Genomic DNA, 12,896 nt, shown 5'->3' on the forward strand with positions numbered 1-12,896 from the left:
CCAGAGTCATCATGCTTGCAGGCAGGGGCTTGCCACATTAGGCTGACGCGCTGGAGGAAAACAAAGCAATGAATGCAAACATGCAAGCCATCCTGTTCGACATGGATGGACTGATGATCGACACCGAAAGTGTCAGCGGCCAGTCCTGGCTGCTGGCTGCTGCCGAAGTGGGCGTAACCATCCCCGAACAGGTCATCCTGGGCATGGTCGGGCTGTCGGTGCACAAATGCCGCGACCATGTCGCCGCGCATTTCCAGGATCACAAGCTGGCGGAAACACTCAGCCAGCGCTGCCGTCATCACTACCATCAGCTGATGAGTACCGGCGAACTCAGGCTCAAACCCGGCATCATCGAAGTGCTGGACTGGGTACAGGATCAGGCCATTCCCCATGCAGTGGCCACCTCGACCCAGCGCATGATGTGCGATCTCAAACTGCAACGTAGCGGATTGGGGCCTTATTTCCAGCACACCGTTGCCGGCGATGAAGTGGCCAATACCAAACCGGCTCCGGATGTCTACCTGGCTGCGGCAGCCCTGCTGGACATCGCACCGGCAGCCTGCGTGGTACTGGAAGATTCGCTGATCGGCATGCGGGCGGCACTGGCGGCCGGCATGCGGGTGATTCTGGTGCCGGACATGCTGCAGCCGGCCGTACATGAAACAGCCGGCGCGCTGGCCGTCTGCCAAGACCTGCACCAGGCATTGCTGCTGCTGCAGACCCTGTAGACCACCCGCCCCAAAAAATAAGGGCCACTGCAATGCAGCGGCCCTTTCCCAGGCTCCTAGATCATCAAGCCTCGGCGCGAATGCGGGCGATCAGCTCGTCCCTTACCTGCTCATACTGCTCGATGCCAATCTGGCAGGTACCGGCCGCCTCATGCCCGCCGCCGCCGTATTGCAGCATCAGTGCACCGACATTGGTAGGGCAGCTGCGATCGATGATCGACTTGCCGGTGGCAAACACGATGTTCTGCTTGTTCAGGCCCCACATCATGTGAATGGAGATATTGCACTGCGGATACATGGCATAAATCAGAAAGCGGTTGGCCGGGTAGATGGTTTCTTCCTGCAGCAGGTCAAGCAGCAGCAGATTGCCATGCACCTGGGCACAGCGCTGGATCTGCTCACGCGCCTGCTCCTGGTACTGCCTATACAGATCCACCCGTTCCTTCACATCCGGCAAGGCCAGGATTTCCTCGATACTGTGATCGCGGCAATAACCGATCAGGTCCATCATCAGCTGATAGTTGCTGACGGTGAAATTACGGAAACGGCCCAGCCCGGTACGGGCATCCATCAGGTAATTGAGCAATACCCAGCCGCTTGGATCAAGGATTTCATCGCGGGTGAACTGGGCAGAGTCGGCCTTGTCCACCGCCTCCATCATTTCGTCGCTGATACGGGTAAAAACCTGCTTGCCACCGAAATGGTCGTACACCACGCGGGCTGCCGAGGGGGCGGACGGATCGATGATGTGGTTATCGTGCTGGCCATTGCGCAGCGTTTCCGACAGGTGGTGATCAAAGGCCAGATAGGCGCCCGGCACATAAGGCAGGTTGGTGGTGATATCACGCTCGGTGATTTCCACCTTGCCATCCTGCATATCCTTGGGGTGAACAAACTTGATTTCATTCACCATGCCCAGCTCGTTCAGCAGCACGGCACAGACCAGGCCGTCAAAATCACTGCGCGTCACCAGGCGGTATTGCTGTTGCGACATCATTTTCTCCCCGAGATCAAGTCATATCAGCCGTGCCGACCCGCCAGCGCTGGCGGCAGGCAGCATCAGCTTTCATCCGTCATGAAATATACCTCACCCGCCAGCAGGTCGTGCAAGCGTGTTTGCAAGGCCTGGCTCTGTGCCAGCGGCATCGACAAGGTCAACACCACCTGCTCGCCGTATGCCGCCGCATCGACACTGATCGCCAGCTCGGCACAACAATGGCGCAGGCGCGACTCGCTGGCAAAGCCGACACGCGCCAGGCAGCTTTGCCGCGGCACCACCGGCTGCAGCTGCGCAGTTTGCAATGCCGCATTGACCGCCTGAGTATAGGCGCGCACCAGGCCGCCCGCCCCCAGCTTGATGCCACCAAAATAACGCACCACCACGGCCAGTACATTGTGCAGTTGCTTGTGCATCAATACGTTGTATATAGGGCGTGCCGCCGTACCGGATGGCTCGCCATCATCGTCCAGCATGGAGTCACCGCTCACCAGCAGCACGGCGCAATAATGACGGGCATCGGGCCACTGCCGCCGCAAGGCGGCCAGTTGCAACATGGCTTCATCCCGGCTCTGCACCGGGTATAAACAGGCAATGAAGCGGCTTTTCTTGATGTCGATTTCCGCCATGACAGGCGCTACCAGCTGAAACATTGCTACGCTTTCCATGGTCAAAGCAGATGGAGTGGCCTGCATGGTAACGCCAATCCGCAATCGCTGCCCGCAACATCATCAAAAGGAGCCACGCCATGCCAGCCCTGTTGATCGTTCTGACCCTGTTACTGGAAGCACTGTGGCTGGCACTGGACAAGTGCTGGCTTGATATGGAACAAGAAGCCGTGCTGGCCAGATACCTGCCTGACCGGGATCACTGCTGAAAGCAGTTGTCAGTCGCCGCATTCAGCATGAGAATGCCAAATCCATCGTTATGAAAGACGCCTTACCTTGACCCACACCATCTGGTTGGTCGCCGCCCTGCTGGCGCTGATCGCAGAGTTCATGTCCGGCACCTTCTACCTGCTGGTGCTGGCGCTGGCACTGGCCATGGCCGGCCTGGGCAGCCTGGCTGGCGCCAGCGAGGTGCTCTGCTGGTTGCTGGCCAGCCTCAGCGGCAGCATCGGCGTAGGCTGCGTGGCGCGCTGGCGCGCCCGTCAGCGTCGAGGCAGGCCCACCACGACAGCGGCGGATGATCCTGACCTTGGCCAGACAGTGCGTATCAGCACGCTGCTGGATGGCGGACTGGCCCGCGTGCACTATCGCGGCACGGAATGGCAGGCCCGCCTGAGCGGCGACGGCCCATGGCAGGCCGGCATGCAGGCCTACATCCATGGCCGCGACGGCAATGTGCTGATTCTTTCCCTCAAGCAAACGGAAACCCGCTAATCATGGAATTCTTCATCATTCTGTTCCTGGCCGTGGTGGTATTCATCATCAAGTCGGTCAAGGTCGTGCCGCAGCAGCATGCCTATATTGTCGAACGCCTGGGCCGCTACCATGCCACACTGACGCCCGGACTCAACATCCTCATTCCCTTCATCGACCGCCTGGCCTACAAGCACAGCCTGAAGGAAGTGCCGCTGGAAGTACCCAGCCAGATCTGCATCACCCGCGACAACACCCAGCTGAAAGTGGACGGCATCCTGTACTTCCAGGTAACCGACCCGCAGCGCGCCTCCTATGGCACCAGTGACTACCTGCTGGCCATCACCCAGCTGTCGCAGACCACGCTGCGCTCGGTCATCGGCAAGATGGAACTGGACAAGACTTTCGAAGAGCGTGATGAAATCAACCAGATCGTGGTGGCCTCGCTGGATGAAGCCGCCATCAACTGGGGCGTGAAGGTATTGCGCTATGAAATCAAGGACCTGGTGCCGCCACAGGACATCCTGCACTCGATGCAGGCACAGATTACCGCCGAGCGCGAAAAGCGCGCCCGCATCGCCCAGTCCGAAGGGGTGAAGATGGAGCAGATCAACCTGGCCAACGGTGCACGCGAAGCCGCCATCCAGAAATCACAAGGCGAGATGCAGGCCACCATCAACAACTCCGAAGGCAACAAGCAGGCTGCCATCAACAAGGCCCAGGGCGAGGCCGAGGCACTGCGGCTGGTGGCCGATGCCACGGCCGATGCCGTGCGCCGCGTGGCCGAGGCGGTCAAGGTGGACGGCGGCATCGAAGCGGTGAACCTGAAGGTGGCCGAGCAATATGTCGCCGCCTTTGCCCAGCTGGCCAAGCAAAACAACACCGTCATCCTGCCTGCCAATGTGGCCGACGTCAGCTCGCTGGTGGCCACGGCCTTGAGCGTGGTCAAGCAAAGCAATCGTTAACATTTTCAACATGACGTCAGCCTTGCCCTGTCTTGTATAACGGGCAGGCTGCCCCCATAATCAGCCGCATGAAATTTTTATCCGACTTTCTTCCGGTAGCCCTGTTTTTCGGCAGTTACCTGATCACCCACGACATGTTCCTCGCCACCAAGGTGCTGGTTGCCGCCACCACCTTGCTGTTTGCCTGGACATGGTTCAAACACCGCAAGGTGGACGCCATGCAATGGATCAACCTGATCCTCAGCGTGGTGCTGGGTGCGGCGACCGTAATTTCGCACAACGACCTGTTCATCATCTGGAAATTCACCGTTCTGTACTGGCTGATGGCGCTGGCCTTGCTGGTCAGTGACTTCATGGGCAAGAACGGCCTGAAACTGCTGATTGGCGAGCAGCTCCAGCTGCCACAAGCCATCTGGCGCAAGCTGGCCTATGCCTGGGCTGCCTTTTTCAGCGCCATGGGCGCACTGAATCTGTATGTTGCCTTCAACTTCAGCCGTGAAATCTGGCTGAGCTTCAAGCTGTTCGGCAGTCTGGGCCTGATGGTGATTTTCATCATCGCGCAAAGCCTGTTCCTGTCCAAATACATCGAGGATAAAAAATAATGCTGTACATCATCAGCGGCCAGGACCATCCCGGCAGCCTGGACAAGCGGCTGGCCTCCCGTCCGGAACACCTGGCCCGTCTTTCCGCCCTGCAGGAACAAGGTCGCCTGGTACTGGCCGGCCCCTGCCCGGCCATCGACAGCATTGATCCGGGCAGCGCCGGTTTCACCGGCAGCCTGATCGTGGCCGAATTCGCCAGCCTGGAAGAAGCCCGCAACTGGGCCGATGCCGATCCCTATGTTGCTGCCGGCGTCTATGCGGCGGTGGAAGTAAAGCCCTTCCGCAAGGTATTTCCCGCATGAGTGACACCGTCGCCCTGCTGCAAGCGGCACTGCAAGCACTGCAACCCGAACATCTGGAAATCGAGGATGACAGTGCGGCACATGCCGGCCATGCCGGCGCCCGCTCCGGCGGCGGCCACTACAATCTGCTAATCGTTTCCAGCCGCTTTGCCGGGCTGGGCAGCGTGGCCCGCCACCGGCTGGTCTACGCCACCCTGGGCGATCTGATGCAAACCCGGGTGCATGCGCTGGCCATTCGCGCACTGACACCTGACGAACTTTGATTTCGAGAAAGAGTTATCCATGAAAAACGCCCGTATCGCCGCCCTGCTGCTGGCAGCCAGTATCAGTGTTCCGGCCATGGCCGAATCCATTGCCATGGTCAATGGCAAGGCCATCGACAAGACCGATCTGGACAATGCCGTCGCGCTGGTCGTGCAGAACAGCAATGGCAATGTGCAAGACTCCCCCGCCCTGCGCCAGCAGGTGAAGGACACCCTGATCAACCGCGAAGTGATCCTGCAGGAAGCCCAGAGCCGCAAGCTGGACCAGCAGCCGGCCTTTATCAAGCGCCTGGATGAAGTGCGCCAGGACATGCTGCGTGAAGCACTGTTTGCCGACCTGCTCAAGCAGGTGAAGATCAGCGATGCCCAGCTGCAGGAACGCTACGCCCAGACCCAGAGCAAGTTCGCCGGCACCAAGGACGTGCATGCGCACCAGATTACCGTCGGCAGCGAGGCCGAGGCACAGAAAATCATCGACAGCCTGAAAAAGGGCGGCAAGTTCGAAGATCTGGCCAAGAGCCGTTCGCTCGACCCGGCAGCCAAGCAGAATGGCGGCGACATGGGCTGGGGCAATCTGGCACGCATGGAGCCGCAATTGGCCGAAGTGCTGAAGGGGCTGAACAAGGGCCAGGTCAGCAGCAAGCCGATGCAGACCCGCGTGGGCTGGATCGTGTTCAAGGTTGACGATGTACGCGATGCCAAACTGCCGCCGCTGGAAGAAGTAAAACCGCAGATCGAACGTCAGCTGCAGGAAGAAGCCATTGCCAAGGCAGTGGACGAACTGCGCGGCAAGGCGAAAATCCAGTAACACCACACCACTGCAAGTAACAACAGGAATACATCATGCGCAAGACTTTGCTGGCAAGCGCCCTGCTGGCCGCCCTGAGCACCACCGTCGTACTGGCTGCCGGCCCGTCCGTGAATGGCAATGAAATCTCCCAGGCCCGCATCGACGCCGTCGTGCAAATGATGGCCGCCCAGGGTCAGGCCGCTGACGACAAGACCAAGGACATGGTCAAGGATCAGCTGATCACCGCCGAAGTGCTGCGTCAGGAAGCCATCAAGAAGGGCTTCGACAAGACGGCCGACTTCAAGGCCGAACTGCAAAACATGGAAGCCATGGCCCTGGCCAACCGTGTGATCAAGGATTTCCAGAAAGCCAACCCGGTCACTGACGACCAGCTGAAGGCCGAATACGACAAGCTGGTGGCTTCGGTTCCGGAAACCAAGCAATACCACGCCCGCCATATCCTGGTAGGCAGCGAAGCGGAAGCCAAGGCCGTGATCGAAGCCCTGCGCAAGGGCAAGGCCTTCGACCTGCTGGCCAAGGAAAAATCCAAGGATCCGGGCAGCAAGGCTAGCGGCGGCGATCTGGGCTGGCAGGAAGCCGGCACTTTCGTACCGGAGTTCTCCGATGCCATGGCCAAGCTGAGCAAGGGCCAGGTCACCGCCAAGCCGGTGAAAACCCAGTTTGGCTGGCACATCATCAAGCTGGACGACGTGCGTACCGAGCGCAATGTGCCCTCGCTGGAAGATGCCCGTCCGCAGCTGACCCAGCGCATCATGGGCGCCCGTATCGAAAAATACGTGGGCGACCTGAAGGCCCAGGCCAAGATCCAGCAGTAAACCGTCATCGGCCCGGCTTGCCGGGTGATGCGCAGAAAAAAAGGGATGCTCACGCATCCCTTTTTTACCTGCCCGTGCCAGCCAGCATCAGTCCTCGTCGGCCCAGCCTGGTGCGCGCTTGCCGAGGAAAGCCGCCACGCCCTCCAGCTGCTCCTCGCCGCCCACCAACTCCAGCAAAGCCTGCCGACCTTGCTGCAGATGCTGCTCCAGCGACAGGTTCACGCTATCCTCGATCAGCTGCCGGGCACGCGCCACGGCCTGCGGTGCCTGATTGGCCACCTTGCCAGCCAGGCTGACAGCGATGATCTTGGCAAAGCCCGGATCGACAATCTCTTCGACCAGACCGATATCATAGGCTTTTTGCGCGTCGACAATCTCGCCGCCCAGAATCATCCGTTTGGCCCAGGACACCCCCACCTTGTCCGCCAGCCGCTTACAGCCGCCACCGGCCGGCAGCAGGCCGACCCGGGCTTCCGGCAGGCCCAGTCTGGCACCACGTTCCACCACCATGTAGTCGCACATCAGGGCGCACTCCAGTCCGCCGCCCAGGGCATAACCATTGATGGCAGCCACCGTCACGCCGGAATAATTGCGCACGGCGGCAAATGCAGCCGCAAAAGCATCCAGCAGGGCCTGTGCCTCCTGCTTGCTGCCGGCAGCAAACAGATTCAGGTCGGCACCGGCACAAAAAAAGGCATCGCCCGCCCCGGTCAACACGACCGAGCGCACGCTCTTGTCCGACTGCAGCGCTGACATCAGCCCGGCCAATTCCTGCAGGCTGGCAATGGTCCACAAGTTGGCGGGAGGGTGATTGATGGTGATGATTGCAGACTGGCCCAGATGTTCAAGCGTCAAATACTTGGCCATGTAGTTTCCTCAGTTTCTCTATGGGTCGTTACACATTGCGGCTCCTGCCCGCGTGGCCTTGTTACCAGACCATCCCCGATACCGACAGGAAAGAATGAGCATTCTCAGGGCTTGCACCACCTTTTTCCAGCATGGAATGCCGATATGCTCAACTTTTTTTCTAGATGGCTGCGCACTTGAATGCCAAACAGAATTTGCGTTTTTTTTACTATTACCATGTCACAATTTGCCTAATATTCAGGCAATCCGGCCTGTTGGCCGCTCTGTTAGAATAGAGGTTTAAGCAACAGGCTGTCGCATGTTAGAAACAAACTTCTGGATCATCTTCCTGACCGGCCTGCTGGGTGGCGGACATTGCATGGGCATGTGCGGCGGCATCATCACCGCGCTCACGCTGAATCTGCCGGCCGGACAACGGCGCTGGCTGATCCTGCTTTCCTACAATATCGGTCGCATCGGCAGCTATGTGCTGGTGGGCGTCCTGCTGGGCGGCCTGGCCGGCGCCGGCCTCAGCCTGCTGACGGCGCGGCCGGCACAGCTTGCCTTGCTGGTGCTGGCCAACCTGATGCTGATTGCCATGGGCCTGTACCTGGCAGGCCTGTCTTCCGCCATCACTGCCCTGGAAAAACTGGGCCGGCCGGCATGGGCCCGTCTGCAACCCCTGCTGGCACGCCTGCTCCCCATCCGCAGTCCACGCACGGCACTGCTGGCAGGCATGCTGTGGGGCTGGCTGCCCTGCGGTCTGGTATACAGCGCCTCATTGTCCGCCCTGGCCAGCGGCAAAGCCACTCAGGGCGGTTTGCTGATGCTGGCTTTCGGCCTGGGCACCTTGCCGAATCTGCTGCTGATGGGGGTGTTTGCCGACACCTTGCGCCAGTGGCTGCAACAAAAACCAGTGCGTCTACTGGCTGGTTTGCTGGTTGCCGGCATGGGTCTGACTCGACTGGCACTGCTGGCTACCGCTCATTAAAAAAGCCGTCGCGTTGGCGCGACGGCTTTTGAACAGATAAGCAGACTGCCGGTGCCGCGTCAGCGAATGGACTTCAGGATGGTTTCCACATTGTAGTGAAACAGCTTGAGGTAATCGCTGGCCGGGCCGCTGGGCTTGGACAGGGCATCGGCATACAGCTCGCCGCCGATCTTCACCTTGGCTTCGCGGGTCAGCTGCTCCAGCAGGCGCTTGTCGGTCATGTTTTCCATGAACACCGCATTGACCTTTTCCTGCCGCACCTGGCGCACCAATTGCGCCACCCCCTTGGCCGAGGCTTCGGCTTCGGTGCTGACGCCCTGGATGGCCAGCAGCTTGATGCCGTAACGTTCACCAAAATAGCCGAAGGCATCATGCGAGGTCAGCATCTTGCGCCTGGCTGCCGGAATGGCAGCAAATTCCTTGGCCGCCCAATCGTCCTGCTGCTTCACCTTGGCGGCAAACTCCGCGGCACGGCGGGTGTACTCCGCCTTGCCTTGCGGGTCGGCCTTGATCAGGCCATCGGTGATGTTGCGGATATAGACTTGCACCCGCTGCGGATCATGCCAGGCATGCGGATCCACCATCTCATGGCCATGTTCTTCGCCTTCTTCGGCCGGCGCCATGCGCGTCTTGATGCCCTTGCCCGCCTCGACCAGCACGCCCTTGAAGCTGGAAGCCTTGGTCAGACGACCCATCCAGCCCTCCAGACCCAGACCGTTGGTGACAAACAGCCGCGAGGCCGACAGTTTCTTCACATCGGCAGGCGATGGCTGAAACACATGGGCATCCTGATCGGGCCCCACCAGCGACACCACATCCACGCGATCGCCGCCGATTTGACGGGCCATGTCACCCACAATGCTGAAACTGGCCACCACCGGCAGCTTCGCCGCCAGGGCAAAGGCCGGCAGACTCAGCAATAACAAGCCGAACAGGCTTTTTTTCATGCTATCTCCTCAGGATTCAAAATGCCGTGCACGGATATAGCGCGGCAAAGCACCGCCCGCTGGCGCGAACAGCAGGGAAAACAGATAGAACAGGCCGGCCACCAGGATGATGGCGGGGCCGGACGGCAGCTCGAAATGGTAGGACAGCAGCAAACCGGCCATGCCGCTGACAAAGGCCACACTCACCGCCATCACCAGCATGCCTTCCACCGACTCCGACCACAGCCGCGCGGTGATTGCCGGCAGCATCATCAGGCCGACCGCCATCAGCGTGCCCAGCGCCTGGAAACCGGATACCAGGTTCAGCACCACCAGCATCAAAAAGGCCATGTGCCACAGGCCGCCACGCGCACCCACCGCACGCAGGAATACCGGGTCCAGGCTTTCCAGCAGCATGGGCCGATAGATAAAGGCCAGGCAGATCAGCGTGACCGAGGCCACTCCGCTCACCAGATAGAGTGCCGCATCATCCACCGCCAGCACCGAGCCAAACAGGATGTGCATCAGGTCGACATTGCTGCCGCTCTTGGACACCAGCAATACGCCAATGGCCAGTGACAACAAATAGAAGGCGGCAAAACTGGCATCTTCCTTGATGCTGGAAAAACGGGTGGCCAATCCGGCCAGCACCGCCACCAGCACGCCGGCGAAAAAGCCGCCCAGGCTCATGGCCGGCAGGCTGAGACCGGCCAGCATGAAGCCCACCGCCGCACCGGGCAGCACGGCATGGCTCATGGCATCGCCCATCAGGCTCATGCGCCGCATCACCAGAAACAGGCCGATGGGACCACTGCCCAGCGATAGCGCCAGACAACCGGCCAGCGCGCGGCGCATGAAGGCGAAATCCACAAAGGGAGCAATCAACAAGTCATACAGGTGTTGCATCAGACATTGACCCCGTCGACCCGGCAGACCGCTGCGCGGTCCTGCCAGTGGGCTGCGGTATCCACCGCCCGTTTCAGATTGGCATCGGTCAGCACCTGCTCGGTACGGCCCCAGGCCACCACCTCGCGCGCCAACAGCAAGGTATGCGGGAAATAGGCGCGCACCTGCTCGTAGTCATGCAGGACCGCGATGATGGTGCGGCCCTCTTCTTTCCAGCGCCGCACCAGCTCCAGCAAATCGAAGGTGGTTTTGGCATCCATGGCGGTGAAGGGCTCGTCCAGCAGGATCAGCCGCGCGTCCTGCAGCAGGATGCGGGCGAACAATACGCGCTGGAATTGCCCGCTGGACAGCGCGGAGATGGCACGCGGCGCGAAATCGGCCAGCCCTACCTGCTCCAGCGCATCCATGGCCTGCCCCAGGCCGGCACGCCCTACCTTGCCAAACGGCCCGGTGCGATGCCACAAGCCAGTGGCCACCAGGTCCAGCACACTGACCGGCAGCGAACGGTCGATCTCGGACTGCTGCGGCAGATAGGCAATATCCTGGCGGGCAAAACCATCCAGCCTGGCCTGGCCGGAATCGGGCGTCAGGGCACCGATCATGGCCTTGAGCAAGGTGCTCTTGCCTGCACCGTTCGGCCCGAAAATGGCCGTGGCATCACCGGCAACAAAGCTGCCACTGACATGGTGTACGGCGGGATGACGCTGATAAGACACTGTCAGATTATCGAGAATGACTGTCATGCCACCTCCTGCAAGGCCCACAGCACTACCGACCACAGACCGGCCAGCACCAGCAGGGCCAGCGCCAGGCGCTGCCAGGCGGACATGGCCAGCAGGCTGACGGGCGGGCGCAGATTGGCGGCAGTCAGATGCTGGTGCGGTGTGGCGGCATGATCATGAGCATGCTTATCAGCCGAAGAAGAATGTTGATGTTTCATGTTGCCACTTACTCGAAGCAAGCCTGCAAGGCTGCCTCAATCTTTGCGTTATCCAGCGCCGGGGCGATCAGCTCGAAGCGGCTGTCGCGCCGCCATGACACCTGGCTGGCGCTCCACTGCCCTTCCACCCAGTTCAGCCAGACCCAGCTGTCCAGCACCTTGAACACACCCTTGGCCCTGACCAGACCAGGCAGCAGCTGGGGCAAGGTGTCAAAGAAATCGGTGAGTTTTTCGCCACTGAAAGCCTGCTCTGGCGGGAAGGTCCAGCCGGCAGAGTCCCAGCCAGTGCCACTCTCCGCCGGAATGGCAGGCCGGTAGCGCGGCTTGAGCGTAACGGCGGCGTCCAGCCAGCTCACATCCAGCAGGCCATCGCGCACCTCGGCCACCACCGACTTGGGCGGGAACAGCTTGCCCGCCTGGCTACGGAAGGCTTCCAGCGTTTCGGCATCTGCCATATCGATCTTGTTGGCTACCAGCACATCGGCAATGGCTACCTGGTCGCGGTACAAGGGCTGGCGCAGGTAGTCCGGGCTGACAAACTGGCGCGGATCGACCAGGGTCAGCACCGCACCCACTTCCAGCGCCTCACCCAGCGGTTTGGCGCGCAGCTCGTCGATGACGCCAGCCGCATGGGCCAGCCCGCTGGCCTCGATCAGCAGACGGTCCGGTCGTTCGCGCCGCAGCAGGGTGGCCACGGTGGCGGTCATTTGCGGACCGGCCACGCAGCACAGGCAGCCACCGGCGATTTCCGCCACCGGCAGGTCGTCGTTCATCAGTGCGGCACCATCGATGCCCACTTCTCCGAATTCATTGACGATGACCGCCCATTTTTCACTGGCCGGACGGGTGGCAATCAAATGGCGCAGGGCTGTGGTCTTGCCCACGCCCAGAAAGCCGGTAAACAGATTGACGATGGTTTTTTTCATATGCGGCATGCCTTGCAAAGTCCGGTTAGCGTCAGGTTCTGGCGGCTGAGGGTGAAGTCGGCGGCGTCCGCAACATCGCGCAGGCCGGCCAGTGCCGCGATGACGTCCACTTCCTGTACCTTGCCGCAGGTTTCACAGACCAGAATCATGCTTTCGTGCTGACATTCGAAATGGTCACAGACAACAAAGCCGTTCAGGGCATCCACGCGGTGCAGCAAGCCCTGCTCGACCAGGAAATCCAGGGCGCGGTATACGGTGGGCGGGGCGGCAATGCCGCGCTCCTTTTGCAAATCGGCCAGCACCTGATAGGCCTTGACCACGCCCTCGTGGCGCAGCACCAGCTCCAGCACCTGGCGGCGCAGGGCAGTCAGCTTGCAGCCGCGGCGCTCGCAATGGGCTTCGGCAGCCTGGAGGTAATCCGTGCGGTTCATTGGCGACTCCTGTTGGCGAGGGCGAATGTTACTTTATAACATCAGTAGCGCACAACCATTAACACTACCGGGTTCTACCTGTCATC

19 protein-coding genes are annotated in these 12,896 nt (G+C 60.6%); 10 read left to right on the plus strand and 9 right to left on the minus strand.

Going from position 1 to position 12,896, the window contains the following annotated elements:
- The first annotated feature begins 68 nt into the window (after window positions 1-68).
- Window positions 69-728, plus strand: coding sequence for an HAD family hydrolase (locus DFR38_RS09095; RefSeq protein WP_059284953.1), 660 nt, complete (start codon window positions 69-71; stop codon window positions 726-728).
- A 64-nt stretch (window positions 729-792) separates the two neighbouring features.
- On the opposite strand, the gene DFR38_RS09100 is transcribed toward DFR38_RS09095, so the two are convergent.
- Both DFR38_RS09100 and DFR38_RS09105 read right to left on the minus strand, forming a co-directional pair.
- Window positions 793-1,722: a DHH family phosphoesterase gene (locus DFR38_RS09100; RefSeq protein WP_059284973.1), complete on the minus strand. Its 930-nt coding sequence runs from the start codon at window positions 1,720-1,722 to the stop codon at window positions 793-795.
- Window positions 1,723-1,787: 65 nt separating this feature from the next.
- The gene (locus DFR38_RS09105; RefSeq protein WP_059284954.1) at window positions 1,788-2,378 is read right to left on the minus strand and encodes an IMPACT family protein; all 591 of its coding nucleotides are present in this window, start codon (window positions 2,376-2,378) and stop codon (window positions 1,788-1,790) included.
- Window positions 2,379-2,473: 95 nt separating this feature from the next.
- On the opposite strand from DFR38_RS09105, the gene DFR38_RS21720 reads away from it, so the two are divergent.
- The 8 genes from DFR38_RS21720 (at window position 2,474) to DFR38_RS09140 (ending at window position 6,844) form a co-directional block, all read left to right on the plus strand.
- Window positions 2,474-2,602: a hypothetical protein gene (locus DFR38_RS21720; RefSeq protein ID WP_275576109.1), complete on the plus strand. Its 129-nt coding sequence runs from the start codon at window positions 2,474-2,476 to the stop codon at window positions 2,600-2,602.
- 67 nt (window positions 2,603-2,669) lie between these two features.
- Window positions 2,670-3,107 carry an NfeD family protein gene (locus DFR38_RS09110; RefSeq protein WP_059284955.1) on the plus strand — a complete coding sequence of 146 codons (438 nt, stop codon included), beginning with the start codon at window positions 2,670-2,672 and terminating at the stop codon, window positions 3,105-3,107.
- A gap of 2 nt (window positions 3,108-3,109) precedes the next feature.
- Window positions 3,110-4,051 (plus strand): SPFH domain-containing protein, encoded by a 942-nt coding sequence (locus DFR38_RS09115; protein ID WP_059284956.1) that lies wholly within the window; start codon window positions 3,110-3,112, stop codon window positions 4,049-4,051.
- Between the two features lie 68 nt (window positions 4,052-4,119).
- Window positions 4,120-4,653: a septation protein A gene (locus DFR38_RS09120; protein WP_059284957.1), complete on the plus strand. Its 534-nt coding sequence runs from the start codon at window positions 4,120-4,122 to the stop codon at window positions 4,651-4,653.
- Window positions 4,653-4,955 (plus strand): YciI family protein, encoded by a 303-nt coding sequence (locus tag DFR38_RS09125; RefSeq protein ID WP_059284958.1) that lies wholly within the window; start codon window positions 4,653-4,655, stop codon window positions 4,953-4,955. Before DFR38_RS09120 ends, DFR38_RS09125 begins: the two co-directional genes overlap by 1 nt.
- Window positions 4,952-5,218: a BolA family protein gene (locus DFR38_RS09130; RefSeq protein WP_059284959.1), complete on the plus strand. Its 267-nt coding sequence runs from the start codon at window positions 4,952-4,954 to the stop codon at window positions 5,216-5,218. The genes DFR38_RS09125 and DFR38_RS09130 overlap by 4 nt, the downstream gene beginning before the upstream one ends.
- Before the next feature lie 19 nt (window positions 5,219-5,237).
- The gene (locus tag DFR38_RS09135; protein ID WP_110313306.1) at window positions 5,238-6,026 is read left to right on the plus strand and encodes a peptidylprolyl isomerase; all 789 of its coding nucleotides are present in this window, start codon (window positions 5,238-5,240) and stop codon (window positions 6,024-6,026) included.
- A gap of 35 nt (window positions 6,027-6,061) precedes the next feature.
- On the plus strand, window positions 6,062-6,844 hold the full coding sequence (locus DFR38_RS09140) for a peptidylprolyl isomerase (RefSeq protein ID WP_059284960.1): 783 nt from the start codon (window positions 6,062-6,064) through the stop codon (window positions 6,842-6,844).
- Between the two features lie 87 nt (window positions 6,845-6,931).
- Here the strand turns inward: DFR38_RS09140 and DFR38_RS09145 are convergent, their stop codons facing one another.
- Window positions 6,932-7,711 carry an enoyl-CoA hydratase gene (locus DFR38_RS09145; RefSeq protein WP_110313307.1) on the minus strand — a complete coding sequence of 260 codons (780 nt, stop codon included), beginning with the start codon at window positions 7,709-7,711 and terminating at the stop codon, window positions 6,932-6,934.
- Between the two features lie 298 nt (window positions 7,712-8,009).
- Between DFR38_RS09145 and DFR38_RS09150 the strand changes: the two genes are divergently transcribed.
- Window positions 8,010-8,681 (plus strand): sulfite exporter TauE/SafE family protein, encoded by a 672-nt coding sequence (locus DFR38_RS09150; protein ID WP_059284961.1) that lies wholly within the window; start codon window positions 8,010-8,012, stop codon window positions 8,679-8,681.
- A gap of 59 nt (window positions 8,682-8,740) precedes the next feature.
- Here DFR38_RS09150 and DFR38_RS09155 read toward each other — a convergent pair whose 3' ends face one another.
- The 6 genes from DFR38_RS09155 to DFR38_RS09180 are packed head-to-tail and all read right to left on the minus strand — an operon-like array spanning window position 8,741 to window position 12,810.
- Complete coding sequence (locus DFR38_RS09155) at window positions 8,741-9,628, minus strand: metal ABC transporter substrate-binding protein (protein WP_059284962.1); 888 nt, start codon at window positions 9,626-9,628, stop codon at window positions 8,741-8,743.
- A 9-nt stretch (window positions 9,629-9,637) separates the two neighbouring features.
- Window positions 9,638-10,513, minus strand: a complete 876-nt coding sequence (locus DFR38_RS09160; protein ID WP_059284963.1) for a metal ABC transporter permease — start codon at window positions 10,511-10,513, stop codon at window positions 9,638-9,640.
- The gene (locus tag DFR38_RS09165; protein ID WP_059284964.1) at window positions 10,513-11,256 is read right to left on the minus strand and encodes a metal ABC transporter ATP-binding protein; all 744 of its coding nucleotides are present in this window, start codon (window positions 11,254-11,256) and stop codon (window positions 10,513-10,515) included. Before DFR38_RS09165 ends, DFR38_RS09160 begins: the two co-directional genes overlap by 1 nt.
- A complete protein-coding gene (locus DFR38_RS09170) occupies window positions 11,253-11,453 on the minus strand; it encodes a hypothetical protein (protein WP_059284965.1) in 201 nt (66 codons plus the stop codon). Before DFR38_RS09170 ends, DFR38_RS09165 begins: the two co-directional genes overlap by 4 nt.
- 8 nt (window positions 11,454-11,461) lie before the next feature.
- Window positions 11,462-12,388, minus strand: coding sequence for a CobW family GTP-binding protein (locus DFR38_RS09175; RefSeq protein WP_059284966.1), 927 nt, complete (start codon window positions 12,386-12,388; stop codon window positions 11,462-11,464).
- A complete protein-coding gene (locus tag DFR38_RS09180; protein ID WP_059284967.1) occupies window positions 12,376-12,810 on the minus strand; it encodes a Fur family transcriptional regulator in 435 nt (144 codons plus the stop codon). Before DFR38_RS09180 ends, DFR38_RS09175 begins: the two co-directional genes overlap by 13 nt.
- Window positions 12,811-12,896: the final 86 nt, after the last annotated feature.

The sequence above is a fragment of the Aquitalea magnusonii genome, from assembly GCF_003202035.1.
In the GTDB taxonomy this organism is placed as follows: Bacteria; Pseudomonadota; Gammaproteobacteria; order Burkholderiales; family Chromobacteriaceae; genus Aquitalea; species Aquitalea magnusonii.

What these genes read in the sequence shown, in the direction of transcription:
- DFR38_RS09095 (WP_059284953.1), top strand. Translation starts at nt 69, where the DNA reads ATGAATGCAAACATGCAAGCCATCCTGTTCGACATGGATGGACTGATG.
- DFR38_RS09100 (WP_059284973.1), bottom strand. Translation starts at nt 1,722, where the DNA reads ATGTCGCAACAGCAATACCGCCTGGTGACGCGCAGTGATTTTGACGGC.
- DFR38_RS09105 (WP_059284954.1), bottom strand. Translation starts at nt 2,378, where the DNA reads ATGTTTCAGCTGGTAGCGCCTGTCATGGCGGAAATCGACATCAAGAAA.
- DFR38_RS21720 (WP_275576109.1), top strand. Translation starts at nt 2,474, where the DNA reads ATGCCAGCCCTGTTGATCGTTCTGACCCTGTTACTGGAAGCACTGTGG.
- DFR38_RS09115 (WP_059284956.1), top strand. Translation starts at nt 3,110, where the DNA reads ATGGAATTCTTCATCATTCTGTTCCTGGCCGTGGTGGTATTCATCATC.
- DFR38_RS09120 (WP_059284957.1), top strand. Translation starts at nt 4,120, where the DNA reads ATGAAATTTTTATCCGACTTTCTTCCGGTAGCCCTGTTTTTCGGCAGT.
- DFR38_RS09125 (WP_059284958.1), top strand. Translation starts at nt 4,653, where the DNA reads ATGCTGTACATCATCAGCGGCCAGGACCATCCCGGCAGCCTGGACAAG.
- DFR38_RS09130 (WP_059284959.1), top strand. Translation starts at nt 4,952, where the DNA reads ATGAGTGACACCGTCGCCCTGCTGCAAGCGGCACTGCAAGCACTGCAA.
- DFR38_RS09135 (WP_110313306.1), top strand. Translation starts at nt 5,238, where the DNA reads ATGAAAAACGCCCGTATCGCCGCCCTGCTGCTGGCAGCCAGTATCAGT.
- DFR38_RS09140 (WP_059284960.1), top strand. Translation starts at nt 6,062, where the DNA reads ATGCGCAAGACTTTGCTGGCAAGCGCCCTGCTGGCCGCCCTGAGCACC.
- DFR38_RS09145 (WP_110313307.1), bottom strand. Translation starts at nt 7,711, where the DNA reads ATGGCCAAGTATTTGACGCTTGAACATCTGGGCCAGTCTGCAATCATC.
- DFR38_RS09150 (WP_059284961.1), top strand. Translation starts at nt 8,010, where the DNA reads ATGTTAGAAACAAACTTCTGGATCATCTTCCTGACCGGCCTGCTGGGT.
- DFR38_RS09155 (WP_059284962.1), bottom strand. Translation starts at nt 9,628, where the DNA reads ATGAAAAAAAGCCTGTTCGGCTTGTTATTGCTGAGTCTGCCGGCCTTT.
- DFR38_RS09160 (WP_059284963.1), bottom strand. Translation starts at nt 10,513, where the DNA reads ATGCAACACCTGTATGACTTGTTGATTGCTCCCTTTGTGGATTTCGCC.
- DFR38_RS09165 (WP_059284964.1), bottom strand. Translation starts at nt 11,256, where the DNA reads ATGACAGTCATTCTCGATAATCTGACAGTGTCTTATCAGCGTCATCCC.
- DFR38_RS09170 (WP_059284965.1), bottom strand. Translation starts at nt 11,453, where the DNA reads ATGAAACATCAACATTCTTCTTCGGCTGATAAGCATGCTCATGATCAT.
- DFR38_RS09175 (WP_059284966.1), bottom strand. Translation starts at nt 12,388, where the DNA reads ATGCCGCATATGAAAAAAACCATCGTCAATCTGTTTACCGGCTTTCTG.
- DFR38_RS09180 (WP_059284967.1), bottom strand. Translation starts at nt 12,810, where the DNA reads ATGAACCGCACGGATTACCTCCAGGCTGCCGAAGCCCATTGCGAGCGC.